The 25292-nt window shown below is 55.0% G+C and carries 22 protein-coding genes and 2 tRNA genes; 13 read left to right on the top strand and 11 right to left on the bottom strand.

What is annotated here, in order from left to right; all coding sequences use genetic code 11:
- The first annotated feature begins 16 nt into the window (after nt 1-16).
- Entirely contained in the window at nt 17-232 is a 216-nt protein-coding gene (locus AC2FJF_RS14740) for a hypothetical protein (RefSeq protein ID WP_496726068.1), read from the top strand.
- A gap of 9 nt (nt 233-241) precedes the next feature.
- Here AC2FJF_RS14740 and AC2FJF_RS14745 read toward each other — a convergent pair whose 3' ends face one another.
- Nucleotides 242-460: a hypothetical protein gene (locus AC2FJF_RS14745; RefSeq protein WP_170565420.1), complete on the bottom strand. Its 219-nt coding sequence runs from the start codon at nt 458-460 to the stop codon at nt 242-244.
- Nucleotides 461-621: 161 nt separating this feature from the next.
- Here AC2FJF_RS14745 and AC2FJF_RS14750 point away from each other — a divergent pair, with 161 nt between their 5' ends.
- Entirely contained in the window at nt 622-888 is a 267-nt protein-coding gene (locus AC2FJF_RS14750; protein ID WP_058272185.1) for a DUF2312 domain-containing protein, read from the top strand.
- A 13-nt stretch (nt 889-901) separates the two neighbouring features.
- Here the strand turns inward: AC2FJF_RS14750 and AC2FJF_RS14755 are convergent, their stop codons facing one another.
- Nucleotides 902-1462, bottom strand: a complete 561-nt coding sequence (locus AC2FJF_RS14755) for a hypothetical protein (protein ID WP_496726069.1) — start codon at nt 1460-1462, stop codon at nt 902-904.
- 500 nt (nt 1463-1962) lie between these two features.
- On the opposite strand from AC2FJF_RS14755, the gene AC2FJF_RS14760 reads away from it, so the two are divergent.
- Nucleotides 1963-2038: transfer RNA gene (locus AC2FJF_RS14760), tRNA-Thr, on the top strand.
- 132 nt (nt 2039-2170) lie between these two features.
- Nucleotides 2171-2461, top strand: a complete 291-nt coding sequence (locus AC2FJF_RS14765) for a hypothetical protein (RefSeq protein WP_496726070.1) — start codon at nt 2171-2173, stop codon at nt 2459-2461.
- Nucleotides 2462-2916: 455 nt separating this feature from the next.
- Here AC2FJF_RS14765 and AC2FJF_RS14770 read toward each other — a convergent pair whose 3' ends face one another.
- The 3 genes from AC2FJF_RS14770 to AC2FJF_RS14780 form a co-directional block, all read right to left on the bottom strand.
- Entirely contained in the window at nt 2917-4740 is a 1824-nt protein-coding gene (locus tag AC2FJF_RS14770) for a hypothetical protein (protein WP_496726071.1), read from the bottom strand.
- A 360-nt stretch (nt 4741-5100) separates the two neighbouring features.
- Complete coding sequence (locus AC2FJF_RS14775) at nt 5101-6180, bottom strand: DUF6538 domain-containing protein (protein ID WP_496726072.1); 1080 nt, start codon at nt 6178-6180, stop codon at nt 5101-5103.
- A gap of 354 nt (nt 6181-6534) precedes the next feature.
- Entirely contained in the window at nt 6535-7017 is a 483-nt protein-coding gene (locus AC2FJF_RS14780; RefSeq protein ID WP_496726073.1) for a hypothetical protein, read from the bottom strand.
- Nucleotides 7018-7253: 236 nt separating this feature from the next.
- On the opposite strand from AC2FJF_RS14780, the gene AC2FJF_RS14785 reads away from it, so the two are divergent.
- Nucleotides 7254-7339, top strand: a tRNA-Leu gene (locus tag AC2FJF_RS14785).
- A gap of 8 nt (nt 7340-7347) precedes the next feature.
- On the opposite strand, the gene AC2FJF_RS14790 is transcribed toward AC2FJF_RS14785, so the two are convergent.
- On the bottom strand, nt 7348-7845 hold the full coding sequence (locus AC2FJF_RS14790) for a hypothetical protein (RefSeq protein ID WP_108862396.1): 498 nt from the start codon (nt 7843-7845) through the stop codon (nt 7348-7350).
- Nucleotides 7838-8587 carry a helix-turn-helix transcriptional regulator gene (locus tag AC2FJF_RS14795; protein ID WP_496726074.1) on the bottom strand — a complete coding sequence of 250 codons (750 nt, stop codon included), beginning with the start codon at nt 8585-8587 and terminating at the stop codon, nt 7838-7840. Before AC2FJF_RS14795 ends, AC2FJF_RS14790 begins: the two co-directional genes overlap by 8 nt.
- A gap of 604 nt (nt 8588-9191) precedes the next feature.
- Between AC2FJF_RS14795 and AC2FJF_RS14800 the strand changes: the two genes are divergently transcribed.
- The 6 genes from AC2FJF_RS14800 (at nt 9192) to AC2FJF_RS14825 (ending at nt 17868) form a co-directional block, all read left to right on the top strand.
- On the top strand, nt 9192-11384 hold the full coding sequence (locus AC2FJF_RS14800) for a hypothetical protein (protein ID WP_496726075.1): 2193 nt from the start codon (nt 9192-9194) through the stop codon (nt 11382-11384).
- 128 nt (nt 11385-11512) lie between these two features.
- Complete coding sequence (locus tag AC2FJF_RS14805) at nt 11513-13456, top strand: type I secretion protein (protein ID WP_496726076.1); 1944 nt, start codon at nt 11513-11515, stop codon at nt 13454-13456.
- 218 nt (nt 13457-13674) lie between these two features.
- Entirely contained in the window at nt 13675-15786 is a 2112-nt protein-coding gene (locus tag AC2FJF_RS14810; RefSeq protein WP_496726077.1) for a type I secretion system permease/ATPase, read from the top strand.
- Nucleotides 15783-17135 carry an HlyD family type I secretion periplasmic adaptor subunit gene (locus AC2FJF_RS14815; protein ID WP_496726078.1) on the top strand — a complete coding sequence of 451 codons (1353 nt, stop codon included), beginning with the start codon at nt 15783-15785 and terminating at the stop codon, nt 17133-17135. Before AC2FJF_RS14810 ends, AC2FJF_RS14815 begins: the two co-directional genes overlap by 4 nt.
- A gap of 72 nt (nt 17136-17207) precedes the next feature.
- Nucleotides 17208-17579: a rhodanese-like domain-containing protein gene (locus tag AC2FJF_RS14820; protein WP_496726079.1), complete on the top strand. Its 372-nt coding sequence runs from the start codon at nt 17208-17210 to the stop codon at nt 17577-17579.
- Nucleotides 17580-17679: 100 nt separating this feature from the next.
- On the top strand, nt 17680-17868 hold the full coding sequence (locus tag AC2FJF_RS14825; protein ID WP_496726080.1) for a hypothetical protein: 189 nt from the start codon (nt 17680-17682) through the stop codon (nt 17866-17868).
- Here AC2FJF_RS14825 and AC2FJF_RS14830 read toward each other — a convergent pair whose 3' ends face one another.
- Nucleotides 17869-18627 carry an alpha/beta fold hydrolase gene (locus tag AC2FJF_RS14830; protein WP_496726081.1) on the bottom strand — a complete coding sequence of 253 codons (759 nt, stop codon included), beginning with the start codon at nt 18625-18627 and terminating at the stop codon, nt 17869-17871.
- 92 nt (nt 18628-18719) lie between these two features.
- On the opposite strand from AC2FJF_RS14830, the gene AC2FJF_RS14835 reads away from it, so the two are divergent.
- Nucleotides 18720-19094, top strand: coding sequence for a hypothetical protein (locus tag AC2FJF_RS14835; protein WP_496726082.1), 375 nt, complete (start codon nt 18720-18722; stop codon nt 19092-19094).
- A 64-nt stretch (nt 19095-19158) separates the two neighbouring features.
- Here the strand turns inward: AC2FJF_RS14835 and glyA are convergent, their stop codons facing one another.
- A complete protein-coding gene (glyA, locus tag AC2FJF_RS14840; RefSeq protein WP_058274229.1) occupies nt 19159-20454 on the bottom strand; it encodes a serine hydroxymethyltransferase in 1296 nt (431 codons plus the stop codon).
- Nucleotides 20455-20622: 168 nt separating this feature from the next.
- On the opposite strand from glyA, the gene AC2FJF_RS14845 reads away from it, so the two are divergent.
- Complete coding sequence (locus AC2FJF_RS14845) at nt 20623-21384, top strand: NAD kinase (protein ID WP_058274290.1); 762 nt, start codon at nt 20623-20625, stop codon at nt 21382-21384.
- 258 nt (nt 21385-21642) lie between these two features.
- Here the strand turns inward: AC2FJF_RS14845 and AC2FJF_RS14850 are convergent, their stop codons facing one another.
- Together AC2FJF_RS14850 and prpE are read right to left on the bottom strand one after the other, a co-directional pair.
- A complete protein-coding gene (locus tag AC2FJF_RS14850; protein ID WP_496726083.1) occupies nt 21643-23076 on the bottom strand; it encodes an amidase family protein in 1434 nt (477 codons plus the stop codon).
- A 94-nt stretch (nt 23077-23170) separates the two neighbouring features.
- Nucleotides 23171-25060: a propionate-CoA ligase PrpE gene (prpE, locus tag AC2FJF_RS14855; RefSeq protein WP_496726084.1), complete on the bottom strand. Its 1890-nt coding sequence runs from the start codon at nt 25058-25060 to the stop codon at nt 23171-23173.
- Nucleotides 25061-25292: the final 232 nt, after the last annotated feature.

A 25292-nucleotide genomic window follows, 5' to 3' on the forward strand; every position in this document is an offset into this window, starting at 1 on the left:
AATTGGGAGGAATAAAATGTCTGCAAAAAGTTTGTATTCCGAAGCCGAACACCTGGAGCAAAAGCTGCAGAATGCCTGTTTTGAGACCCGGCTTGCGCTTCAGCCCAGTGTAACCAAAGTGATTGATCGGATGCGTCAGGAAGGCATGCACGTGCCATCGCGCCTGCGACACCTGGATGCGGCTTTGTGCGAAGATGTCATCGAGGCGCAGTTCGACAATATGCCGGTCTGAGGCGAAGTGTCAGCTGAACGAGATTCCCAAGATCACCAGCATCAGGCCAATCACCGAAAGAAAAAGCGACGCCAGATTCCACGGCAGGACGCCTTGAACAGCGGCGCGCAATTCATCGTCCGACAGGCCGGATTTGCGCGCTTTCATCACACGCAGGATACACCAAACCAGACCCAGCAGGCCTGCAAGTGACAGAGCGGCACCGCCCCAGGTGATGATTTCGAACATGGTTCCCCACATTTTTCCGCAAATCCTGGTTGCGCTTAGCGGATCGACCGACCGCGCACAAGCCCATCGAGGATTGGATGCTTGCAGCTCACGCGGCGGCAATGTATCCGGCTAACTGCCGTTGCTAATGCATCAGATCGCAGCCTTTTGGAGAGATAAATATGGAAGACGTGACCGAAGATCAGGCCGCCGCCAACTACCGTGTGACAGCGGGCGAGCTGCGTCAGTTCGTGGAGCGGATTGAACGCCTGGATGCCGAAAAAAAGGATCTGGCGGAACAACAGAAAGAGGTCATGGCCGAAGCCAAAGCCCGCGGTTACGACACAAAAGTGATGCGCAAGGTCATCGCGCTGCGCAAACGCGACAAGGACGATATCGCCGAAGAAGAGGCGGTACTCGAAATGTATAAGGAAGCGTTGGGCATGTGAGCCGCGCCCGGGGTCAGGGTTTCAGAACCTTCACCCCGGCCATCGTTTCCAACCTGGCCAGATCCTGCTCGTAAAGTTCGGAAAATGCGTCGATGATCTCATCGCTCCAGCCGGGCAGGTCCAGCTCTTCTTCCATTTTGTCCGGTTGAGCATGGTTCGCCAGAATGTCTGCAAGAACGTCTCGGGTCTCAGCCTGTGAAAGCGTCGAAACCTGGTCCAGAATCGCCTGCGCTTGTGATTGACCTTCTTCGGTCAGCAAAGAGATCAGCAGGTCATATTCATCCTTGATCGCAACGTCCGCAGCAAGCCCGCCGACGCTGCGCACAACGTCCCCCCACAGAAGCGGAATGTCCTCATTGCACCACAGGGTAATCTGCACCCCGGGGGCAAAGTCGTGAACATCTTCGATCATCTCAACCCAGCTGAGGTGACTAAGATCATTGTTGCGGATCACGTCCTCGCGCGCCTGTTCCGGTAAAGACATCAGGTATTTCGGGATAAAACTGCCGGGGTTCCTGAGCGCCAGAAACAATTCTAACTGACAATCGCTAAAGGCCTCTTCCAGAACAGACACTCGTTTGCCCGCGAAGGGATAGAATTGCCCGTCCGCGAGCACCGAATCTTTCTCACCAATGAAACCCTCACTGGAAAAAATGGCTCGCGCTACCTCTGGTTGGATCGGCAGATTGCTCCGGATGCGTTCAATCTCATCTGGCAACGGCGGTCGTGTATTTAGTGCTTGGAATGCCGGTTTGAATACTTGCCGGTAACGACGAGGGCCAAAATAAGAAACACTATTTTGGGCCAGAGCGGCTCCATTGGTTTGCAACGATCTGAGGAGCCGCCCTTCATCGGTAAAAGCTGCGCCTGCGTGGATAGCAACCTGCATGATTGGTTCTTGTCCTTGCATTCCTGAACCTGCCTGTCGAGTTACAGGCTGTGCTGGGGACAGTCAAATATTGCCCCCCCACCTAAAGGTGATCGGTCGCGTCACAAGGAAAATTCAAAATCCCTAAGTTTGGATGAAAATTGAGGCTTGCAGTCCGTCAAAAGAGAAAGTAATCGACACCCAGCGCCCCTATAGCTCAGCTGGTAGAGCAACTGATTTGTAATCAGTAGGTCCGCGGTTCGAGTCCGTGTGGGGGCACCATTTTAAGCGAAAATTTCCATAATATTTGGTTTTCAGTTGATTTGGCCGTTCGGTGAGAAAAACTGCCACACATTTTGCCACACATAAGATAACGACAACGAATTCTTCGACGCCGGTGTGACCTTGGTCCGCATGCCCCATTTTGTTGACTGCCAAAGAGAGTCACTTTTCTTATCAAACCCGCATGGCGTTTTGCCGGACGATCTCACTTCCCCTTCGGACATGCAGGGGAATAGCCGTGAGCGACCAAGTGGAGCGTTTGGAGAATGCAAGGAAACAATGGTGAACATCGTTTTCAAAAGAAAAGATGGCCGAAAATTTGTTCCAATCGTGCTGCGCTTGGAACAGGAAATCGCAGCATGTCAAAGTGACGATCAGGAATTTGAAAGAATTTTGACCTTGGCAGCTGCTTCGGTGAAGTGAGGCTTAATGTTTGGCTTAAGTGGCTGTGTCGCTCGTACGCGAGACATCCAGCACAAACACGTCTAATGCCATCGCCGTTTCTTTGGTTCGCGGGGACAAAATTTCTATTTTGTCCGTTGTGCGCCTTAACTTTTTTACGGAGATAGAGAATTTTCATGACGGTCAAAAATATTGACGAAACTTTGGAAACACTTTTGGCTTGGTTGTCTGTGCATTGTCGCCGGCGGCGGTTAGTGGATTTGAAACTGGGGCAGCTGACAAGTGGTCAGCGCTGCGCTGCTATGAGCGCGACGTTGGACTTTTTGGAACGAACTATAGAGCGGGATCATGAAGCGAATGCCGCCCCAAACCCAGAAGAGGAACAGGGCGAGGTGAAAGCGCGAGAGCGCTGTCTTGGGCGCTGACCTCCCACTTGGCTTATAGTCAACAGGAGGTCGTGCCTCTTATACAATAGCTTAGAAACCAGTTGCATTTTTTGGGTCTTCGTTTCGATTGTTGCCTCCTGCCGGGAAGGCAACGACATCTCCACCTTGTTGTTGGGTGCCGTGCATTGAGATCCGGTGAGATCTAAGAACTGCCGCCAATCTCTTGCGGTTACGCCATTCTTCTTGTTTGTCGCTGGCGGACTTCAACGCAAGATGCTTGTCGAACAACTGGTCAGCGATGGGCTGTGCGTCTGGAAACAGAGGCATTGTGTGCGCCTTTTGGATCTTCTCTATCAAGCTCTTTATCTCCTTTATCCGTGCTGAGGTTAGGTTTTGACGTGCCTTCGCGCTGAGGCTTCGGCTGATGTCGCGCACCGACGGGTTGGTATTGCCTTTGGCCGCCAACCTTTCCGTTTGCCGCATTACAGTCTGGATGTGATTGGAGCTGCCGTTGTCATATTCACGGATCATAGCGAGCGCACTCTCAAGGTGAAATTCGGCATATTTTGTCGCGATCTCCGCCGTTTCAACGCCAATCGAACGAGACGAGAGACCCAGTAAGAAGTGGATAACAACAAGGTAGCTGAACACTGAGAAACCAATTCGCCGGATAAATGATCCGGGAAGTGCACCACCGCCCCAAGCTGGGCGAAGGCCCAGCCACCATTTTTGTATAAAAGGGAGCGTTTCAGGTGACAGTCTGTATGCTTCCTTGGCGCCTGTCTGGCTGCAAAGCGCAGCCCACATTGATCCCAACTTTTCTTCGTTCCGTGCACTGCTTTTTGTGCCGAAAAACAAAAAATGATCGAACATATCTGTGTCTTGTCGTGGCTCGGCAATGACGTAGTTGAACCGTTGGCACAAACCATCAATCATGCTCGAAAGATCGATGTCGGTCTTCCATGCCTCACGAACCGAAAGCCCGTAGAACGTAAAATGTGGGTCCTCCACCACAAGCTTGTCGGCTTCACTCTTCAACCTGTTTGATATCGATTTTTGCGAGTAAGCGTCGAGAATCCAAGGCTTCATGCGCACAAACTGTGAACTTGTAAGAACTTTGTTTAGGTATTTCCCAGCCTCATCTTGAAGCCAAAAAGAACCGTTGTTTTCCCTCAAGTCCAGAATCCACTGTGCATCAGACCCACTATCAGGAAGGGTAGTGATTGCTTGATCTTCCCCGGCACCGTCCAAAATTTTTGACACACGATCAGTCGCGAGCGTCTTTGAACTGCCAGAGGGCGCGAGTGCAATTGTCCACAATATTGGGCGATGCGAGCCGAGATGGGGGACTTCAAGGACCGCACCGCTTTGAACAAGCCACGAGGATGCCGACATATTCAGCTGAAAAAGCGGAAGCGCATAACTTGAATCGGTGTCTTTGAAGTGATGTGTCATTCGTTGGATGAATGATCCGCGTGGGATCAGAGGCGTAATGTCAAGTGCTTCCGGACGCTCTTTCGTCATCAGCATTGCTGTGAGGTCGGAAATTTCGGAGGCTGACAGTCGCCGGTTAGAGTTGCCTTCCTTGATGCGTAGGTCAGCATACAAGTTTTCCTGTTTACCCTTTGGTGACTTGGATCGGTTCCCTGCTCTTGGTGCCATCTGCACGCCCTTTTTGTTGTTTCGTGCCGATGAGATGGTGACAAAGAAAAATCTGAGAAATGCGGTTTGATTGTTTTGTTCTGCTGGATTTACGTGCCTGCGCCGACAGCCGACAATTTCACCAACCGGTTGAACAATATGGAAAAAAATGATCCTGGGCTGCCGACAACGCGCCGACAGCCCAGAGAGATAGGCATTGCAATCCCAAAAGGTCGCCCGGGAAAAGTTCCTCACAACAGGGCTCTTGTTCATTCTACGCGAAAGCCTTTTTCGGCCAGTAGGTGGTCGATTTGCCCGCGCAACTCTTTGATTGAGCGGGGTTGCCAAGTTGTCGTGGGGAACGAGATCATTTCCTGATACAGCGCGCGGAGACGCAAGTCTGGCATTGATCCGTAGACCGGTCTCCCTCTTACAGCGGCCACAGAATGTCCCATCAAGTAGGCTCTTTCTTCATTGGACATTTTTGCGTGCAGCATTCGTTCTTCGAAAGTGTGCCGTGCGCAGCCCACGGTGTATTTCCCGTCGCTCCCTTCGGGGAGAGCCGGGAAAAGAGCTCGTTCACGAAAATACTTGTTCGTTGTTCCAGAGAAGCTTTTTTTGCCACGATATTTACTAAAGCCAGTCCGGTGCCGTTTCATGGCATCCAGTGCCGCACCGAGAAGAACTACAGAGCGTGTAGACGCTGAGTTCTTGAGTAGTATTGAAACGGCCATCTCGCACGATCGCAAGCTCGACATGAGGTATTTCGTGATCGAGTTTGATCGCTGTCGGTGGAAGATCGTAGATTTCCGTCTGTCGACATCCACATTCGGCGGCAATCGAAAGAATGTCGCGGGCCTCCTCATTTAAATTCTCCAGCCCAGCCTGTTCGATCAACCTATGCTGAACCCAAGGCATCGGAAATGAAAGCTTCTTGGCAGCCACTTCTTCTATCCCGATCTTAGAAATCTTGAGGCCTTCAAATGGGTTCTTGCGCTGGCTGTGTGGAACATCGAACCGCGTGAAGTATGCTTGAATCAGCTGCTTGATAAAGCGGAGCTTTTTGTCTGCGTAGTCGGTGGTTACTTGCCCTGTGTCTCGCCGGTTGAGCCAATGCCGATGATATTTCATGGCGTCCTGTTCCGAGATGTCCAGAATGGCCTTGTCGTTTACAACAGTGCAGAAACATTTTGCGGCATGCCGGTATTTGTTATTCCATTCGTCAAGTTGCCGATCGTTTTTTGCAGAGATTTGCAATTGATTCACCTCGGCGACAATTGGCGGCATCTCTGAAACTTTGACAGGCGGAAATTCGAGTTGTCCGAGAACTGCGGGGATTTTTGCAGAGTTCATTTCAGTGTTTTCGAGCGCTTCGATCCGATCGAGCAACTGCTCCACCGGTGCAGCGAGAATTTGTTGCTGAGGTTGATACGGCAGGCCCATGCTGCGCATTAGATCGATTGCTGCATCAAACGCTTCGATGGACGTTTCGCCCCGGGCTTCTGCAAGCATCAGATCCCAATCAGCAGTGAGCGCTCGTTTTGCAAGCGCCAGACGTTCTCTGGCTTCAGATAGATCTCGTGTCTTCAGAGATCGTTTGATTTCTTTGCGGGGCTCAACTGAGGCATAGCGCTTTGGCACTCTCCAGCGGAGATAGTAGACTTTTCCTCGACGCTCGATGCCCTCGACGCATTTGTCCTCAACAGCTATCATTTTTTTGCCCCACACTCTGCCACACACAGTGGCCCCTTTCGATTTTCGGCGGTCAGGAAGGAAAACCGCGATTTACTCAGGGAAACTGTGAATCTTTTGGAAAAATCAAAATCGACGTTTGATTCCGATCAGACCGTGTGGGGCACCACTAAATCTCCAATATCTAAGATGCAGTAAGTTAGCGGAATGACTGCACGAACAGATCGATTCTGTCTCTGTCAGATTGAGGCGCTATCTGCGCGCATGCTCTAGCTGCTATTTGGTGGCTGATTGGGCGATATCAAAATTCTGTTTCGAATGGTGCGCGACTCACTTTTCCGCTGCAGTTGGCAGCGATCCAACGGCCCCCGATATCTAGGTTAATCCGATAGTGATGCCAAAGATGTATAGGCTGGAGGGCTCGGTAATCTTTTGCATGAACTCAACCCAGTCCTCACTGTACATTCGTTCGAATTGAACGGGGTAGGCCCAAACCAGATTGTGGAACGTGAAAGTTGTCAACAAGACCCCAACTGTGCTGGCACTTGCGAACTCTTTTTGCTTGTCCCTGAGAAACATCGAAATGACCATACCCGCCAGGCTGGCCATCGCGATGCCGATAAAGTCCTGTGTGTTCACTTTGCCTGCTTCCGGCACGCCCACCATTTGAAACTGTATGAAACGGGTCAGAAAAACCACCATGGAGCCAAGCGTAAATGCGCCCAAGAATGCCCCTGGATAGGCGAGGCGTTTCCAAATGTTATCGGTTTTGGGTTTGGGATTTTTCCGGGCTGTTTCTTCCGTGCGTTTGTTGATTTGGGCGATACGATCCTCAAAGGACTTTTGCTCGGTGCTCACGACTTAACTCAATTGCTTTTCTGCTCTGCAGCATAGTTTAACTCCAAGAGGAGGTTAAGCAAGCGTCATGCAACCCAAGAGAAAGTGATTGAAGTGCCGCGGCGATGGAAGGGCAGGGGAAATGCGGGGAATACCGCGACGTTTTGATGCCAAATTTTCCCAGGCGAAACGCATTGAATTCGTGATCTGATGGCCTTACTGAGTTCCTGAGGTCCAACAGAGGCCTGGCACGCTGAGCGGGCGTGATGGAATGGTAGACATATCAGACTTAAAATCTGAAGGGCGTATGCCCGTGTGGGTTCGAGTCCCACCGCCCGCACCAGCGCATTGCTAAGCCGGAAACCCAAGATCGTTGATCAGTTTCCACATTTCCCGGTTCGCCACTGAAAGTTGGTCGACGACCTTTTCGATTTCTTTCATCGCACCTTCGTCAACCGTATCCTGGCGGCCCAGTTTGATGTCCGTCTTCCGGTCCGCAATGCGCATCAGGATTGTCTTCGGATTGCCGCTGTCTGGGTCGAAGGAATAGATGCAATGGTTGTATCTGTTCCGAATTCCCGAAAGCTTGCTGAGACGTTTCGTGTGCTCAAGGATTGGGTCACGGATGTCTGGCGGGCGGCCCTCCATCTTGGCCAGCCGCTCGACCAGATCAATTCTGGCGCGGGTTGTGTTCAGCGTCAGAAAGATGATGACTGAGGTATCCTTGTTGGTGCGGGTCAACCCGGCGATTAGGTGAATCAACAGGCTTTCCGTGTTGGTCCACATGTAGTTCAACTTGCCGACCAGCAGGATCAGGCGGTCAAACCGGGCTTCGAAATCGTCAGTCAACCGGCAGTTCTCGCGCTTCGTCCGGCGCAATCTCGAAATAGAATTGTGCGGCTGCAGTCCGGTTGCTTACACCGATCTTACCCGCCACGTTGTGCATATGAAGTTTGACCGTGTGTTCAGTGATGCCCAGGTTCGATGCGATGATCTTGTTGCTTTGACCTTTCGACACCAGTTTCAGCACCTGCTTTTCCCGGCGTGTCAGCTTGGAGTATGTCGGGTGGAGGTCGCTGGGCTTTGAAGTCGCTGCTGGCGCACCATTCGACGGCGTGGGTGAATGTGGCACGCAATCCGCAAGAAAACACGGCAGGTACAGTTCTTCATGCAACAGCAGGCGCAAAATAGATCGCCATACATCCGGCGCGACGTTCATCGGAAGGTATCCGATGTCGCCGAATTTGCTGCGATCCCACTTTTCGAACGCAAGCCGGGCAGCTTCTTCCTTGCGATAAGCAAAGGCCAAGCTGCCCGATCCCGCGATTTCCATATAGGTCTGCGGTCGGTTCAACAGGTCGTCCAGCATCATCTGGTCGACGACGACCACTTTTCCGGCCCCAACGTCCGAGCCGCTTGGCGCAGACAGCGCGTCAATTGTTTCGATCCGGCGCGTGATCACGCCAAACTCGGATTGGACACCATGGATCGTTTGATTTGAATAGAAGAGTTCTTTGCCGACGAAATTGATCGAGAATTCTTCGGGATTGTAATCGTTTTGACCAGCATCTTCCTGAATCGGAATGCCCATTGCCACGCCCCCTTTTAATTAACCCACGCCGCGAAAAATAACGGCGAAATTGTAACCAGTACTGGTAGAACAGAATTAAAGTAACTTACGCTATTGGGGCACGACTATAGCTGAAAGTACAAGTTTTATCAATGATGTGCGCCGTTCCGAAAATTCAGTTCTAATGCTTTCGTTTAGGTCGGCAGTACTTCCTCACGCGTAAGTGGTGGAAAACAATGGGTTTCCCAAATTGTGAGATTTGACCCGCGCGATTGGCCATTGCTGCGACTGCTATTCGATCACACGAGCATTACAGTAATGAAATCAAGGCCCTGGGCGTTCTAGTCCTTTAAGGTAGCTATTCACGACGCGCTCTGCCTGTAACCATGATCCCGCTTCTATTCTGAAGCCTTAATTCCTGATGTGTCCGCGAATCGCGCATTTCCGCGAGCTACTTCCGCCGACACGGCGTCGGCTAAGCCGAGAAAGGAGGGTGGGTAAAATTCACTGAACGAAACCGCACACGCGTGTTTTGCGTATGAGTGCGGCCCTTATTATTCAACTGCGCCAGTAACCGTTTTAGAGATGAGTGACGGTCAGCGCGCTTCATAAGTGGAGAACTATTATGAGTAGACGCAACCAACCGTACAACGACATTACTGCAATCGGTGAAGTTGAGGTCGAAGAGGCCCATGTTGATATCGATGCCGATATTACAGTCGAAGAAGCTCAGATTGACGCAAATCTAAATGAGCAAGAGCAAACCAACGACAACAGCGTCGACAACGAACAGAACCAGCAACAACAGCAAAAGAACAAGGTCGAAAACGAACAGGGTCAGGATCAGGATCAGGGTCAAGACCAGGATCAAACACAGTCGCAATCAAATGAAAACGGTGGTGACGACAGCAACGACAACTCGAACAGCAATGCTGTGAACATTGACTTTGGTGGTGGCGAGTGGATCCCGCGTGATGACGATCAAGTCGACCTGGATCTGGGCGACAACGCCAGCATGGGTGACGTAATAATTGCTGGTCGCGATCTTGACTATGATCCCGGCGACGACATGAACCTCAACATTTCGTTGGATGGCGAAGGAAACGATATGTCTTTTGTCAGCAATCAGTTGGCAAGCCTTGAAGACAATGACGACCTCGACAACGCTGAGGTCGGAAACTACGGCGACTTCCAGCAGAATGGCGATGCCAATGGCGGTGAAGCCAACGCTAAGGAAGGTATCGGTTCCGCAGCAAATGGCGCGAGTTCCGGCATGGGCGGCGACAGCCGCGGTGGCGACGGCTATGGTGGCAAAACCATCGGTAGCGATGCGTACGGCGAAGGCGGTCAGACCGGCAACGCAGATGCAGACGCAGATGGCGGTTATGGTGGCCATACTGGCGATGCCGACAATGAAAACACCGGTAAAGCGCGTTCGAATTCAGAAGCGGATGGTGAAAGCGGCGGTGGCGATGGTGGCGAAGCGGGTAGCGACTCGAACGCTGACAACTCGACCGACGCTGACAACGATGCAGACAATGCAGGCGGTGACGGTGGTTATGTAGACTCTTACGCAGAGGGAGTTGGGACTGCTGATGCCGACAGCGACTCGAATGCACAAGCCGATGGTGGTGACAACGAGTCCGCGTCCAAAGCCAAAGGCTACGGCGAAACCGACAACGATGGTGACGCCTCCGGAGCAGATGGTGGCGATGGTGACGCAGATGCAGACGGCTCTGCTGACAACGCCAGCGACAACAACACCGACGCCAGTGACAATGATGCGGGTGATAATACTGCTGACGGTACAGGCAGTGGTGAATCCGACAACGATACCTCGGCGGCCGGCGGTGACGGAGAAGGCGGCTTCTCGCGTCTCGTAGAAGAAGCCATTGCGCGCCTCCAACAGGAAATCTCGGAAAGCGGAAGAGGCGACGCAGATGCCGACACCGGTAATTCCCAAGCGGATTCTGGTAGCGGTTCGTCGACAGCCGGTGATGGCAACGGTGGTGATGGCAATGCTGGAGACGCCGCTGCAGATGTCGATGGCCAGGGTGTAGGCGATCAATCCGCTTCTGGCCCGGATGTCGACCAGACCTCGGGCGACGTTGCTGGTGCTGCCGATAACGCTACTGATGCGGATGCAGATGGTGGCGACGGTGGAACCAATACAGCTAGCGGTGCCGGCGATGGAACTGGCACCGGTAGCTCAGCAGCTGACGGTGATGGTGGTGCAGGTGGAACAGGCTCTTCGGCGGCTGATGCTGACGCTGATGGCGCCGGTACAGCACAATCTGACGCGGTTGGCGGCGGTGGTGGTGCAGGTGCACTCGACTCCGTGTTCGAAGCCGATGGTTCGGCAGACAGCTTGGCTGAAGCAATCGCCGGGTACGGCGGCGCGTCGGCATCCGATAATGACTCGGATTCGTCCGCTATGAACGAAGCCACGGGTACTGCTACTAGCGGTGCTGGCGGTGCTGGCGGTGCCGGAACGGCAACGGGCGGCTCAAGCGGCCAGGCCACTGTCGACGTTATGTCCGGGGATTCCATGGGTGGTGACAGCATGGGCGGTAGCTCGGCCGGCGCATACTCGGGCGACGGCGGAGCTGGCGGAAACGCAGGAACCTGGGGCTCTAACAACGGTGGCGACGGTATCATCAACGGCGAGTCGTATGCATCTGCAGCCGCAGTTGTCGATACTTCGGCCTTCAACCAGTCGATCGTCATGGGTGCCAATGTTCTTGGCAACTCGGTCGACACCACGATGGTTGGCGGTGCGATGAATTCGAGCTTCGCAAGCGACGACACCGACGTGTAAGTCGCAGTCAGGGCCCGAATTATCGGGCCCCGACCTTCTGACGAAACCGCCGAGGCCGCGACAAGTGGCCTCGGCACAACAAACCCAAAGCGGAAATTTTAGGCCGGGGCGGGGAAAAGGAAACCGATATGTCTCTCGACAGTATTACAGAAACGATAGCGCATTTTATTGGAACCTTTGAGCTTACGATTGAACAGGCCCGGCTGAGAGATCAGTACGAAGAATTCACGGCGCTTCGGCGCAAAGTCGAACTGGATGAACTTGACGATCCGATATCCATACGGATCGCTACTGAATTAGATCTCCCACCAGGAGAATATGATCCACTCCCTTATAAACTTCTGCCTCCTCCTGCCGATCTTCCTTTGCCGCCCGTGCCTGATGGGCCGCTTGCGTTGTCAGAGATATATGTCGGTCCCAGCTTCGGACCCGATCCCTATATTCCGGATGTTCAGTTGGGGACGGCGCAGACAGCAGTATTGATTCTGGATCCACAAGTCCCACCACTCATCATCGGCTCGGCCGTGACCTACACGTTCCAGGCGATTGTCCTGAACGACAACGATGTCATCGGTCACGGCGATTTTCGCGATATCGAAATCCAGATTGCGCAAGGCGAGCAGATGCTGGATGTCGCGTTGTCGATGCACGCCATTGCAACGCCATCTCTGAACATTGAAGACTATAAGTCGCTGGAATACCTCGAAAGCCTGGCTGAGCAGATGCAGTCGCCAATGATATCCCAAATCGAAGGCGTGACCATTTACCAGTTCCACGGCGAGGACGCGATGGGCGTTATTGTGAATGGCGAAGTGGTCGAAGAAATTCCGGATTGGAACGATCTTCTGCCCGCGCATCATCAGACAGAAGACGAGGAAGAAGAAGACGATACGCCAGACATGACCCCGGACGAATGGGACCGCTCGGATGATGATGAGTTCGGCGAGGGCCATACGGTTATCGCGGGCGGAAACCTTGCGATTAACGAGGTTAACATCACTGTGGCTTGGGTTGACGCGCCGGTCATCGCGGTGGGCGGCAAGTCCGTTAACCTGACAGTGATCAGTCAGGTGGCGGTGGTGTCCGACATCGATCAGGGTGAACCCGGTGTTCAAAGTGACACCAATGTGGTTCAGGCGTCATTTATCGGGACCGAAGCCAGCGAAGAGTGGTGGCAGGACGACAATGTGGCAGAGCCGGGTGCGGATCCGATTGTCTCGGTCACGTGGATACAAGGCGATTTGTGGGTCACGAACTTCATCAAGCAGGTGATCGACGCCACAGATATCGACAAGATCAACACAGAAATCACAGCTTCGACCAGCCTGTTCACACTGGGTGACAACGTTTTGAGCAACGTCACCAATATCGTTCAGTTGGGTAACTTCTATGATCTAATAATGATCGGCGGAAACATGGTTTCGGTCGATATGCTGCACCAGACCATCGCGCTTTTGGATGATGACATCTACGGCGCTGGCAGCAAGCCAGCTGAGGGTGATGACAATCTGGTCATGAACCAGGCCTCTCTGACGACCACCGGGGAGGACACGGTGGAAGAATTGGACATGGCCCATGCCGAGGCTATGCCGTTGCAGCAGATTGATCGCGAGGCCTTTGAAGACGCTTTGACATCCAATCCGGACTACGCCGGCATGGAGTTGCTTCGCGTACTGAAGATCGACGGCGATCTTTTGCAGGTCAATTCGGTCGAACAGGTCACATTGTTGCAGGATCAGGACGATATTTCGCTTGAAGCAGCAGCTGCTGTTGATGCCGCTGTCAACGGAGCCGGAAACGCCCTGTTGAATGCAGCCAACATCACCAAGACTGGTGTCGACTCAACCATTATGGCAGCGGGCGGCGAATATTCGGACCTGCTGTTGCATCAGGCAGCACTGATTGACATCCCCGAAGTGCCAGACGCTTCGGAGTTGGCCAATGAAGTCATTGCCATAATAATGGAAGAGACGGCTGGGATTGGCGAAAACGCTATCGCACAGGCACAATCGAACCTTACGCCTTCTGAAAATGCTAGCACTGATGATGCGATGCAAACGATGCTGGCGTGAAATTTCTACCTGATTTGGTCAATTCGTGTTAGCGTAGTGACTGTATTTGTTACGAGTGTTCCGAAAGTTTTAAAATGTCGATTGTTTTTTCGTCGCGTCGTTCTTCTGATGCCAGCCCGCTTGATATTGAGGGCGTTGGCACGCCCACGCAGCCGCATGGCAGTGATGAATCCCTACCAAAAGCAGCTAAGACGCCAAGTTTGCGTTTGAACAAAGAAATGCGTGTACCAGATCCAGAGGACAGTCCCAAGATGACTGCGAAAAAGGACGATGCGGTTGCCGCAAAAGCTGTGAAGCCCAAAAAGCAGGCGACCAAAACCAGGTCGGAACCACCAACTCGTGCCGCGGCTTCCCCCCGGCGCGAACAGTCGCAGCCCGCTCAAGATCAGAATGCCCAGGGCCGCGACGCTGGGGTGGCCGAAGAAGCCCAAAGCCCCGATCCTAACACCGCCACAGAAACGACTGCGCGGGTGACCCCCCAAACGCGCTCGAAGGGCGGTGAACACTTAGGTGCCACTATCGAGGCCAAGGCGAACGAGCCGATGCAACTCCGACAAACGGGCGGAGGTGACGGCAACGGGCCACCCCAGACATTCCACAAACGCACGCCGCCAGAGGATTTCCAAAATACTCTGCGCACCTCTCTAAAGGCGATCTGGCGCAATCTGGCATTTGTCCTGGTTCTGACCTGCGCAACCAACATCCTGATCCTAGCGATCCCGATCTACCTGTTTCAAATCAGTGACCGGGTGCTGACCAGCCGGTCTTTGGATACACTGATCATGTTGACCGCCATTGTTGCGGGGGCTGTGATCTTTCAGGCGGCATTTGACGCGGTGCGCCGTTTTATTCTGATGCGTACAGCGGTCGAGGTTGCCGCGCGATTGGGCGCGCCCGTTCTAAGTGCGGCAGCACATGCGTCGCTGCACGGCAACGGCCGGGAATACCAGACGCTGGGCGATCTTCAGCAAGTGCGCGGTTTTTTGGTGTCGGGGACGTTGATTTCATTCCTTGACGTTCCTTTCGCACCGCTGTTCATCCTGATGATTTTTCTGGTGCATCCGCAGCTGGGATCAATCGTTATCGTAACCGCGATGCTGCTGATGATTATCGCAGTGATTAACCAGAAAATGACTGCCAAGCCATTTGCCGAGGCGAACAGATCTCAATCAATGGCGAACCTGCACCTCGACTCGATGGCGCGTAACAGCCAGATCATCAACGCTCTGGCGATGATCCCCGAGGCGGTACGCATCTGGGGTCGCGACACGGCACAATCTCTGACATGGCAAGTACGGGCGCAGGACAGGAATGTGATCTTCGCGGCCATCTCGCGTGCGATACGCCTGCTGACACAAATTGCCATTCTGGGCTGGGGCGCTTATCTGGCGCTGCAGGGCGAGATCACTGGCGGTATGGTCATCGCCGCTTCGATTATCGCCGGGCGCGCATTTGCACCTATCGAAGGGTCGATTGAAGGCTGGAATGCATTCCTGCTGACGCGCGCCGCTTTTGGGCGCATCAAGAACCTTTTGTCCAATTCGGCCCTGCAATTTGAAAAGTTGCGCCTGCCGCGTCCCGAGGGGCGCATGGATGTGGAGCGCCTTCTTTATGTTCCGGGCGGCACCAAACGTGTTGTCCTGAACGGCATCAGTTTTTCGCTTAATCCCGGCGAAACACTTGCCGTTATCGGCAATTCTGGGGCGGGAAAAACCACGTTGGGCAAAACGCTGGTTGGGTCGATCCTGCCGACCTCCGGCAGTGTTCGTCTGGATCTGATGGATATCCGCAACTGGGACCCACGTCAGTTTGGTGAGAGCATCGGTTATTTGCCGCAGGATGTTCAGCTGTTCCCCGGTACGATCAAAGACAATATCGGCCGGATGCGTGCCGACGCGACAGATGAGCAAATCCACGACGCCGCTGTTCTGGCTGATGTGCACAACATGATTGCCACGTTGCCACAAGGGTATGAAACTGTGGTTGCGGCAGATGGCTCACCGCTGTCGGGCGGGCAAAAGCAGCGTATCGCACTGGCCCGCGCTTTCTTTGGCAATCCGCGCATGGTGGTTCTGGACGAGCCGAACTCGAACCTAGACGTTGCCGGTGATCAGGCGCTGTCGCGGGCGATTGAACAGGCCAAGGAAAGCAAGATTACCGTCGTGGTGATCACCCAGAAACCGACGCTGTTGAGCGTTGTCGACAAAATTATGCTGCTGACAGATGGTCGTGTGGCGCTGTTTGGTCACCGTGAACAGGTGCTGCAACAGTTGAACGCCTCGCGTGGGAACAAACCAGGTATTCAGTCGCAGCAGGGGGGGCCAAAATGAACGAAGTTGTACCCGTAAACAATGACCCCAAGGATCCAGCAGTTTGGTATGCCGAGGTGCCGCGGTCGATCCACCGCTTTGTTACCATCGGTGTGATTTTGCTGGTTGTCTGCTTTGGCGGGTTTGGCATCTGGTCCTTTAGTGCGCCATTGGCCGCGGCGGTCATTGCGCAGGGCAGCTTTGTTGCCACAGGTCGCAATAAGATTGTTCAGCACCTCGAAGGTGGGATCATCGAAGATATCAAAGTCATCGAGGGTCAAGCCGTTATCAAAGGACAAGTTCTTATGACCCTCGACCAGACTTCGGCCGAGTCAAATGAACGCGAACTGTTCATCCGCAAAATTCGTCTGCAAGCTATGTCCCAGCGCTTGTCCGCTGAAAACAATGAGCGCGATCGGCTTGAGTTCTCGCCGGAACTGATTGAAGCGTCGAGCGATGTCGAGGTGATGGCGATCCTTGACGGGCAAAGGATCAGCTTTGATGTATCCAGAAAGACGCTGCTAAACGACATCGCTTTGCTGGAACGCAACATGGAAGCGTTGAAAATTCGCTCAAGCGGGTTCGAGGCGCAGTTGGAAAGTATGGTTCGACGTTCGGAAATTTTGCAGGAAGAGTTCGAAACCAAACAAGCACTGTTCAAAAAAGGGTTGGTGCGTAAGGGCGACATCAACACGATCCGCCGCGTGCAGGCTGAGGCCGAGGGCCAACTGGCGCGGTTGACGGCTGAAACGGCTGAAATCAACCAGATGCTTCTGAAATACGAAGAACAGATTTCCCGCACGCGATCGGCCTATCGCGAGGCTGCGTTGGATGAATTGAGCGTGATTGCGGCTGATCTGGAAAGTGTGCGCGAAAAATCCCGGCAGGCCCGAAGCGTTCTGGACCGTGCGGTTGTGCGCGCTCCGGTTACGGGAACCGTAGTGCGATTGCACTATCATACGGCTGGCGGTGTTATCGAAACTGGTGAGCCTATCGCGGAAATCCTGCCTTCGGATGCCCCCCTGATTATCGAGGCGCAGATCCCCCGAACGGAAATCGACAGCGTCGTGATGGGGCAGCAAGCAACGGTTCGACTGGTCGGGCTTAACCAGCGTACCACTCCTGTGCTGAGCGGCGAGGTCTACTATGTCTCGGCGGACGCGCTGGTGGAAGATTCTGGAGGAATTCCGCAAGAGGTTTATCTGGCGCGCATTTCGCTGGAACCCGAAGAGATGGACCGCGTGCGTGGATTTGTTCCCACACCCGGAATGCCCGCTGAGATCATGATCCAGACCGAGGAACGCACCTTTGCGGCCTATATTGCAAAGCCTGTGACAGACAGTATGTCGCGCGCCTTCCGCGAGCACTGATCGCTCTATAGACCTGCTCTTTCCCGGTTTACCGTGTTAGCCTCTGGTGAGATTCACCAGAGGGGACGCCTTATGCCATTAACCGTAGGCCAGATGATGGAGGCAGCAAACGCTGCCGTCGAACGGATCGACACAAACACAGCAAAGGAATTGATGGGGCAGGGTGCGTTATTGCTGGACGTACGCGACGCGGTCGAACTGCATCAAACCGGCCGTGCGCAAGGCGCGCATCATATCCCACGCGGTATGCTTGAATTCCGCGCTGACGACGCGCTGAAATCCCATGACCCCGAGCTGCGCAAGGACCGCGCAATCGTGCTGTATTGCGCGGCAGGTGGTCGTGCGGCACTGGCGGGCAAGCTGTTGAAAGATATGGGGTATGAAAAGGTCTACAACATCGGTGGGTTGCCGGACTGGGTCAGTGGCGGCGGCGAAGTGGCCTGATTTCTGACCTCTGTCCGTTGAAATCTGACGCAGATCAAGGCGTATAGCAGACCAGTTGTCTAAAGCGATAATCGGGCTTCTGACTAAAGGACAACTGACCATGCTACGCCTTGCCTCTATCCTGTATACTTTGATCGCAACCGCTCTGGCGGGGTCAGGCGTTATTGCCGTCCTGTCCGCAGGATTGGTGTCTACGGTTGCAATCGTTTCTGCAGCCGCAGCTGGCTGTGTGGCGGCCTTTCCAGTGTCCTGGTTGGTGGCGAAGAAACTGTACCAGAATACAGCCTGATCAGGCGTTAAGGTAGGTCCTGACCGCGGCTTCAAACTCACGAGGTTTCTCGGCGTGCAGCCAATGGCCTGCGCCGGGGATTTTCGCAAATCGTGCGGCGGGAAAATGCGCGCGGATGGTGCTGCGATGTTCGGGCAGGACGTAATCGGAATTGCCACCGGACAAAAACAGGGCCGGGCCGTTCCAGGATGCATCAGTTTCCGGAAAGCCCATGATTTTGGGCATCTCTGCCGCCAGCGTGTCAAGGTTTAGAAGCCAACGCTTCCCTTTGACGTCCAAAGATTGCGTGAAAAAGCTCTGCAACGCTTTTTCGACGCCTTGCGCCGCCAACTGTCCCTCGGCGTCCGAGCGTCTTTCAATCGTTGAAAAATCCACGGCTCGCATGGCTTCGATAAATTGGATTTGGCTGTGCGAATAAGTAACGGGCGCAATGTCCGCCACAACCAGCTTGTGCACCAATTCTCCGTGGCTCAGCGCCAACATCATCGCAGCCTTACCACCCATCGAATGCCCGACAACATCCGCTTTGCCGCCAAGGTGCAGGATCACCTCGGCCAGATCTTCGGCCAAATCGGGATAACCGTGCTGGTCGTTCCATTCACTGTAGGCGTGGTTACGCATATCGACTGCAACGACCTGCCTTTCGTCACATAGTCGGCGCGCAATAACCCCCCAGTTTCGGGCTGATCCATACAGCCCATGCGCAATCAGCAGAGGAGGGTTTGAGGTCGGTTCACCGTGAATGATCGTGTTCAGCATTCTGGTTTGATACCTGCGTGCGTTTGAAACGACCAGCCCCCATTGTCGCCCCTGCGGGCTGAGGTTAGATTGCGCAGGCAGGAGGCAACGTCATGTCGCAAACCACAGATATCCAAAGCCAGATCGCGCAGACAGTGCAATTGCTGCGTGAAACGCTGGGTGTAAAGGACCAGACGCTGACGGCTTCGGTCCGCAAGGCCAAGCGCCGATTGCCGCGCCGCGTATACAAGCAAGCAATGTTGCTGGCGGGTGCCGAGCAAATGGCCTCGCACCCCAAGTTACGGTTGGTTTTGGACGCTCCGAAACTGGCCAAGGCATCGGAAGAAGTTCAGACCCATCTGAGCGGTATAAACCTGGCCGATCGCCGCTGGGGCTGGTTCCTGAATTTTCTGGGGGCGGTCGCTTTGGGATTTCTGGCGCTGGCGGCTTTGGCAGTTATTGTCCTGCGCTGGCGCGGCTACATCTGACTGCATTTCCAACAAAAAAACGGCGCCCTTTGGACGCCGTTCTGATCTGTGATCCCTGTGTGGCCTACAGGTTTGGATAGATCGGGAATTTAGCGCAAAGCTCTGCAACCTCGGCTTTGACTTTGGCCTCAACTGCGCCATTGCCGTCTTCGCCATTGGCAGCCAGGCCGTCGACCACTTCGATGATCCAGTCAGCGATTTGGCGGAATTCGATCTCGCCAAAGCCGCGGGTGGTGCCGGCGGGGGAGCCCAGACGGATGCCCGACGTGATGGTCGGTTTTTCCGGATCAAACGGCACGCCGTTCTTGTTGCAGGTGATGTGCGCCCGGCCCAGAGCCTTGTCGACAATGTTGCCGGTTACGCCTTTGGGTCGCAGATCGACCAGCACCACATGGGTGTCGGTACCGTGGGTCACCGTGTCCAGACCGCCCTTGATCAGCTGGTCTGACAGCGCCTGTGCGTTCACGACGACCTGCTTGATGTAATCCTTGAACGCAGGTTGCAACGCCTCGCCAAACGCCACGGCCTTGGCCGCGATCACGTGCATCAGCGGGCCGCCCTGAATGCCGGGGAAGATGGCCGAATTCACTTTCTTAGCGATATCTTCATCATTGGTCAGGATCATGCCGCCACGCGGGCCGCGCAGGGTTTTGTGCGTGGTTGTGGTCGCCACATGCGCATGCGGGAAGGGGCTGGGGTGCTCACCCGCTGCCACCAGACCGGCGAAGTGCGCCATGTCCACGTGCAGGTAGGCGCCGACCATGTCGGCGATCTCGCGCATGCGGGCAAAGTCGATCTGTCGCGGAATGGCCGAGCCACCGGCGATGATCAGCTTGGGTTGGTGTTCTTTTGCCAGCGCCTCGACCTGATCATAGTCCAGCATGTTGTCTTCTTTGCGGACGCCATACTGCACCGCATTGAACCACTTGCCCGACTGGTTGGGACGGGCGCCGTGGGTCAGGTGACCGCCTGCGTCCAGGCTCATGCCCAGAATGGTATCGCCAGGCTGGATCAGTGCCTGGAACACGCCCTGGTTGGCCTGAGAGCCAGAGTTCGGCTGCACGTTGGCAAAGCCGCAGCCAAACAGCTCTTTGGCGCGGTCGATGGCCAGGTTCTCGGCGATGTCTACGTACTGGCAGCCGCCATAGTAACGCCGTCCGGGATAGCCTTCGGCGTATTTGTTGGTCATCACCGAGCCTTGTGCTTCCATCACGGCGGCAGAGACGATGTTTTCGGATGCGATCAACTCGATCTCGTCGCGCTGACGACCCAGCTCGGATGTGATCGAGCCGAACAGCTCGGGATCACGGTCAGACAGGGACTGGGTGAAAAATCCGGTATCACGGAGATTGGCGTTCATGGGGGCTCCACATGGCTGGGTAAGAATCTTGCGGATTTCCTATCGGAAACGGTACATGCGCAAAAGCTTTAAAGCGACGAATTGGCCCGCTGTGGCGTCAAGTCTGGCTTATCGGGGAAAGGTATGGTTGTTTCGGAACCAAATGTGCAAGACCGGAAACCGCAACAAATGATCCAGAGAATCGCTTTCCTCGCCAGCGACGTCAAAGTGGCCCAAACAGCCCGCGACGTGCTGGTGAAACGTTATGGAAACGCGGCACCGCGGGATGCCGATGTGGTCGTTGCACTGGGCGGTGACGGGTTCATGCTCCATACGTTGCACAGCATGCAGCATCTGGACACGCCGGTTTATGGCATGAACCGAGGAACAATCGGCTTTCTGATGAACGAGTTCCACGAAGCCGACCTGATGGCCCGCCTTGGTGAGGCCGAGGAAGAAGTCATCAACCCACTGGCCATGCGTGCGATGGATCAGTCAGGTAAGATGCACGAAGCGCTTGCGATCAATGAGGTCTCGCTGCTGCGCGCAGGGCCACAAGCCGCGCGCCTCAGGATAAGTGTCGATGGCCGTGTTCGCATGGATGAACTGGTCTGTGATGGCGCGTTGTTGTCCACGCCTGCCGGATCGACCGCCTATAACTACTCGGCTCACGGCCCGATTCTGCCAATTGGATCAGATGTTCTTGCCCTGACGGCTATTGCTGCATTCAGGCCGCGTCGGTGGCGCGGTGCGCTGTTGCCCAAGATCGCCAAGGTGCGTTTCGATGTGCTGGATGCGGACAAACGCCCGGTCATGGCCGATGCAGATTCGGTTTCATTCCCTGATATCGACTGGGTCGAGATCCGCTCTGAACCTGCAATCCAGCACCGCATTTTGTTCGACCCGGGGCATGGGTTAGAAGAGCGCCTGATATCCGAGCAATTCACCTAAATTTTGGGACTTACGAATTTTTTAGAAGTTGTGTGAAGCAGTTCACATGAGCTTCATTAACTTTCCGCTAATCTGATCTTGCCCGGAGAACACGTCTAGGTGGGAGTGAGTGGCCACCAAACGACGTTTTCGAACGATTGCGCAGTTTACGCGCTGGCGAGGGTAGGTGGTGCTACGCTCGTTAATGATATCTGGGCTTATTTTAGTAAGCGGACCCCGGGCACAATAACCCGGGGTCTATTTTCTTAAGGGGCCTGTTTATGCGCCCGTCTTCTCCCACAGTGGCAGACACATTTGACCGACTCGGTCCTCAATTGCGGCGGCGGCGTCCACGGCCAGATCTTCACGCCAGCGGCGGGCAGCGATCTGGACGTTGATCGGCTGTGGGCCGTTGGGCAAATCCGCCAGCCGGGCCGGAACGCACGCGGCGGGCAAGCCCAGAAAGTTCATCGCATAGGAATACACGGCGCAGCCAAGCACCTCGTGCACCCCTTCGGCACCTTCGGTGTCCCGGTCGGGTTTAAAAAACGGTTGCGGCAGGAAGGGTGACAGGACCAATGCGTAGTCTTCCATAAACAACGACCATTCCCGGGCGAAGTGACTACGCTTGGCCAGCATCCGGATCAGGTCAGTGTCCACAATGGGTGGGAATTCCTGAAAATAGACATCAAAGATCTCGCGGATGGTTTCAGATCCTGCCGCCTTGATGTCGCTTTGCATCAGGGTCAGGACTTCGCCCATCAAGGCGCGATAGCCTGACCGTCCGCATTCAAAGACATCCGGCGGATCGATCTCTTCCACCAGATAGCCTGAGTCGGTCAGCGCATCGCGGGCCGTATCCAGCGCCTTTTCGACCTCGGGGTGCAACGCATAGCCAAACGTGTTCTTGGTGAAGGCCACTTTGATCGGGCTGTCCATGGCTTCCCCGCGCCATGGCATCGAAACGTGAAATGGATCGCGCGGGTCGGGGCCGATCAGGCTGGGCATAGACAGATGCAGGTCCTCTGCCGAGCGGGTGATCAGCCCTTGCACCGACATGGATTGGGCCAGAATTCCGCGTTCGGCCTGTTGGCTGGGGTTCCACGCAGGGACACGCCCCAATCCGGGTTTGACTGTGACCGCTCCATTGGCCGCCGCAGGAAACCGCAGGCTGCCGCCGATGTCGTTGCCATGGGCAAGCGCACCGATCCCCGCCATCACCGCGGCACCAGCCCCGCCCGAGGACCCACCGGGCGAGATATGGCGACCCCACGGATTATGCGTCCGGCCATGTAGCGGGTTGTCGGTATCGGCGCGAAAGGAAAACTCGGGCGTGTTGGTTCGGCCAATCACAATGGCCCCTGCATTCTGCAGGTTGCGCACAATGGGTGCGTCGTCGGGGGCGATCACATCCTTCAGCGCAACAACACCGTTCGAGGTCGCGTGGCCCGTTTGATCGACATTGATCTTGATGGTGACAGGAACCCCATGCAGCGGACCGGCAGGTGCGCCGCCAGCCACAGCCGCATCCAGTTCACGTGCACGCTCCAGCGCTTCGGCACTCAGGTCTTCCACCACCGCATTCAGGTCTGGATTGGCCTGATGCATCCGGTCAATGGCATCCTGGGTGACTTCTCGTGCGCTCAACTCGCCATTACGGGTCAAGGCGGTCAGGTCGGTGGCGTTCAGACGCCAGATGTCGGTTTGTGTCATAGGCCCTCGCTGTCTTGGGATGACAGTAGGGGGCCTGTTTCAGGTTGCAAGCGAAAGACAGGTGACGGGCGACGGATCGTCGCCCACTGATTTGTTATTGAGCGTAGCCAATAGATTTCAAAGCGTCAGTGATTTCGTCCAGAATGGCCGGATCATCGATGGTTGCCGGCATCTTGTAGTCCTTGCTGTCGGCAATCGACACCATCGTTCCACGCAGGATCTTGCCCGAGCGGGTCTTGGGAAGGCGGTCCACCACTACGGCCAGTTTGAACGCGGCAACCGGCCCGATTTTTTCGCGGACAAGCTTGACCACATCCTGCACGATCTCGCCATGGTCACGGTCGCAGCCTGCGTTCAGGCACAGGAAGCCAACGGGCATCTGTCCCTTCAACTGGTCCGTGACACCGATGACCGCACATTCAGCTACATCGGGATGAGCGGCCAGAACCTCTTCCATTCCGCCAGTCGACAGCCGGTGGCCCGCGACGTTGATCACGTCATCCGTGCGCGCCATGATGTAGAGGTAACCATCCTCGTCCACCATTCCCGCATCGCCGGTCTCATAGTAACCGGGGAAGTGGTTCAGGTACGAGCTTTTGAACCGTTCTTCGGCGTTCCACAGCGTCGGGAGAGTGCCGGGGGGCAGGGGAAGCTTGACCGCAATCGCACCCAGCTCACCAGGTTTCATCGGATGACCGCCTTCGTCCAAAATCTGCACATCATAGCCAGGCATCGGTTTGGCGGGTGAACCCAGCTTGACCGGCAGTTCCTCGATCCCCAGTGGGTTGCCGGCGATGGTCCAGCCGGTTTCGGTCTGCCACCAGTGATCGATCACCGGCACTTTCAACGCGTCCTGCGCCCATTCGATCGTATCTGGATCAGCCCGCTCGCCCGCCAGATACAACGCGCGCAGGCAGGAGAGGTCATACTTCGCCAACATCTCGCCCTTGGGGTCTTCGCGTTTGACGGCGCGGATGGCGGTTGGGGCGGTGAAAAAGCTTTTGACCTTATGCTCGGAAATCACCCGCCAGAACGTGCCTGCATCGGGGGTTCCGACGGGCTTGCCTTCAAACACAATCGTCGTGTTGCCGTGAATCAACGGAGCATAACAAATGTAGGAGTGTCCTACGACCCAGCCCACATCCGACGCTGCCCAGAACACATCGCCCGGATCGACATCGTAGATATTTTTCATCGTCCAGTTCAGCGCCACCAAATGGCCTGCGGTCGGACGCACAACGCCCTTGGGCGCGCCGGTCGTGCCCGAGGTGTACAGGATGTATGCCGGATCATTGCCATCGACCGGAACGCATTCGGCCGGTTCGACTCCGTACTGGAAGCCGTGCCAGTTGTAGTCGCGCCCTTCAATTAATTGCGCCACTTCCTGCTCGCGCTGGAAGACCACACAGAATTCGGGCTTGTGGTTAGCCATGTCGATGGCCCCGTCCAGCAGGGGTTTGTAATGCACGACGCGACCCGGTTCCATCCCGCAGGATGCGGCGATGATCGCCTTGGGTTTGGCGTCGTCGATCCGGACAGCCAGCTCATTGCTGGCAAAGCCGCCGAATACCACCGAGTGCACGGCCCCCAGACGTGCGCAGGCGAGCATGGCCTCCAGCGCTTCGGGGATCATCGGCATATAGATGATGACACGGTCGCCCTTTTCGACGCCCTTGGCGCGCAATGCCCCGGCCAGATTGGCCACGCGGTTGCGCAGTTCGACATATGAAATCTCGCGCTTGGTGTGGGTGATCGGGCTGTCATAGATGATTGCGGCCTGTTCGCCGCGACCGTTTTCGACATGCCGGTCGACCGCGTTCCAGCAGGTGTTCACTTTGGCATCGCTGAACCACTCATACAAAGGGGCGTTGTCGTCAAACAGGGCTTTGGTCGGCGGTTGAACCCAGTCAATTGCCTTTGCAGCGTTCATCCAAAAAGCCTCTGGATCCGATTTCCAGCCTTCGTAAATGTCCTGATATGCCACGGTGAACTCCTCCTAAATCTCCTTGAGAAATGTGTTATGTGGCCAAGGGGCACCGCACAAGCGAGCGCTGTGACGGAGCGTCACTTTATCGCAAAAAATTTGCAAGATTCCGCAGTTTGGCCTGCAAATTTTTGCAAATCATTGCCTTTTTGCTGACTTCTGACGATCAATTTTGCGTTTTTGCAAAGTTGAATATTTTGACGTGCAAATTATTGCCTGCTGTGAATCAAAC

Source organism: Ruegeria sp. CDSB013 (genome assembly GCF_059611165.1).